Source organism: Devosia faecipullorum, from assembly GCF_015158295.1.
Lineage (GTDB): Bacteria > Pseudomonadota > Alphaproteobacteria > Rhizobiales > Devosiaceae > Devosia > Devosia faecipullorum.
Genome location: NZ_JACDXV010000017.1, coordinates 1 through 2,526 on the forward strand (window position 1 = coordinate 1; position 2,526 = coordinate 2,526).

Consider the following 2,526-nt stretch of genomic DNA (forward strand, 5'->3'; position numbering starts at 1 on the left):
TCGTAAGCGCGACGCCGATCCCCTCCTGCCATTTTTGACTTGATCCAGCCATTCTGCGCGGATTCGCGTGACGGAGGGTTTGGATTTTGGAAGTAGACGGCAAAATGGGCGTCCATTTGGGCGGCTCGATGGGTTTTGGAGTTTCGCGGCTGGAAGTGATCGAGGGGCCGAGTGGTCGGCGGCGGCGCACGAAGGCAGAGCGGGCGCGGATCGCGGCGGAGAGTATGATGCCGGGGGTGACGGTCGCTGATGTGGCGCGCAAGCATGGCACGACACGCTGGCAGATCTACGATTGGCGCAAGCAGATTCGCAAAGGCAACCTGGTGGTGCCCGAGAGCGTGGCATCCTTGCCGGTCTTCGCGGAGCTGGTGGTCGCTGACAGCGCGTCCGCGGCACCGGTGGCGGTCGCAGGGTCCGATCTCGAGATCGTTGTGGGCGATATCGTGATCCGTGCTGGCGCTGGTGCCGATGAGGGGCAGCTGACGCGGGCGATCCGCGCGGCACGGGCTGCAGCATCGTGATGTTCGGTCATGGCGGGCCGGTGAAGGTCTTCGTGGCGACGCGGCCGGTGGACTTTCGCAAGGGTATCGATGGCCTGGCGCTCGCGGTGCAGGAGATGTTCGGGATGGACCCGTTTTGCGGAGCGGCCTTTGTGTTCCGGGCGAAACGCGCCGACAGGATCAAGCTCTTGATCTGGGATCAGACCGGCATGGTTCTGGTCCACAAGCGCCTGGAGGGCGGCAAGTTCGTCTGGCCACAGGTGCGCGACGGGGTCATGCGCATGTCCGGCGCGCAGTTCGCGGCCCTTTTTGAAGGCGTGGATTGGCGGCTGGTGCGGCCAGAGCGGGCGCGGCGCCCGCTGGCTGCAGGGTGACGGAAAATGGTGCCGAAAGGCCTGTTTTTACTGGCCTCACAGGGCATCCTGTGATTCACTTCTCTCATGGAAGCCCCTGATCTTGCGCGCGAAAATGCTCTGCTGAAGGCCCGCCTTGCCGAGGTGGAGGCGACACTGGCCGAAACCCAGGAGGCCAATCGGCGGCTACAGGATATCCTGCGTGCGGCGCAGCGCGAGAAATTCGGCAAGCGCTCCGAGAAGCTCTCGCCAGACCAGTTCAACCTTCCCCTGGAAGATGCCGAATTTGCGCAGGGCGTGCTCGAGGCCGCGCAGGAGAAGGCCGAAGCGGCGATGCAAAGGGCGCGCGGTGAGGAACCGCGCATGCCCAAGCGGAACCGTGGCCACCTGCCGCCGCATCTGCCCCGGGTCGAGCGGGTGATCGAGCCTGCCAGCACGCTCTGCCCCTGCGGTTGCGGTGAAATGGCGAAGATAGGCGAGGATGTGTCCGAGCGCCTGGACGTGATACCTGCGCAGTTCCGTGTGCTGGTCACGCGGCGGCCGAAATATGCCTGCCGCCGCTGCTCACAAGCCGTGGCGCAGGCGCATGCGCCTGAACATGTCGTCCCCGGCGGTCTGCCCACGGAACTCTTCATCGCCTGGATTATCGTCTCGAAATTCGGTGATCACCTGCCGTTTTATCGTCAGGCCGAGATCTTCAAGCGGCAAGGGATCAACCTGGATCGCGGCACGCTCGGCAACTGGGTCGGGCGCGCCTGTTTCCACCTTATGCCCGTCATCAACCAGATGCGGGCACATCTGCGGGGTGCCGATCGCATCTTTGTGGATGAAACTCGCGCGCCTGTGCTGGACCCGGGCCGAAAGGCCACCAAGAGCGGCTTCTTCTGGGCTGTCGTGTCCGATGATCGCGGTCATGGCAGTGCTGGCCCACCCATCGTGCTGTTCCATTACGCCCCCGGGCGGGGCAAGGCGCATCCGCTGAACTTCCTGGCCGGGTACAGGGGTCGCTTCGTGCAATGCGATGCCTATCAGTCCTACAATGCGCTGACCGAGATCGCGCGTGACAACGGCCCGTGGCAGCTGGTCTATTGCTGGACGCATGTCCGCCGCCGCTTCGTCAAGCGCTTCGAGAGCGATGGCTCACCCATCGCCGAAGAAATGCTGCGCCAGATCGGGCTGCTCTACCAGATCGAGAAAATCGTTCGCGGAAAGGATGCTGCCGTGCGCCTTGCAGCCCGGCGTGAGCATTCCGCACCGATCATCGCCGCGCTGAAACCATGGCTGGAAGCCCAGCTCTCGCGGATCCCACAGAAGTCCCAGCTGGCCGAAGACATCCGCTACACGCTGGGGCATTGGCCCGGCCTGATCCGCGCCCTCGATGATGGCACGCTGGAAATGGACACCAACCCGGTCGAGAACCAGATCCGCCCGATTGCCCTGACAAGGAAGAACGCATTGTTCGCGGGCAACGAAATCGGCGCCGAGAACTGGGCCATGCTCGCCTCGCTGGTCGCCACCTGCAAGATGTCGAACGTGAACCCCGTCGACTATCTCGCCAATACCCTGTCCGCCATCCTCGACGGACACCCGCAAAGCGGCATCGAAGACCTCATGCCATGGCGCTTCAACCAGCCGTCAAGCCTCGCCGCATAGGGCCAAGCCGTAGCGCTTAC

Annotated in this window: 3 protein-coding genes; all 3 read left to right on the plus strand. The window is 63.9% G+C overall.

Annotation, left to right across the window (positions count from 1 at the left end; all coding sequences use genetic code 11):
- The first annotated feature begins 86 nt into the window (after positions 1 to 86).
- Positions 87 to 521, plus strand: a complete 435-nt coding sequence (gene tnpA / locus H0482_RS16385; RefSeq protein ID WP_230989704.1) for an IS66-like element accessory protein TnpA — start codon at positions 87 to 89, stop codon at positions 519 to 521.
- Complete coding sequence (tnpB, locus tag H0482_RS16390) at positions 521 to 874, plus strand: IS66 family insertion sequence element accessory protein TnpB (protein WP_193731106.1); 354 nt, start codon at positions 521 to 523, stop codon at positions 872 to 874. Before tnpA ends, tnpB begins: the two co-directional genes overlap by 1 nt.
- Positions 875 to 940: 66 nt before the next feature.
- Positions 941 to 2,506 (plus strand): IS66 family transposase, encoded by a 1,566-nt coding sequence (tnpC, locus tag H0482_RS16395; RefSeq protein ID WP_193731107.1) that lies wholly within the window; start codon positions 941 to 943, stop codon positions 2,504 to 2,506.
- The last annotated feature ends 20 nt before the right edge of the window (positions 2,507 to 2,526 follow it).

What these genes read in the sequence shown, in the direction of transcription:
- tnpB (WP_193731106.1), top strand. Translation starts at nt 521, where the DNA reads ATGTTCGGTCATGGCGGGCCGGTGAAGGTCTTCGTGGCGACGCGGCCG.
- tnpC (WP_193731107.1), top strand. Translation starts at nt 941, where the DNA reads ATGGAAGCCCCTGATCTTGCGCGCGAAAATGCTCTGCTGAAGGCCCGC.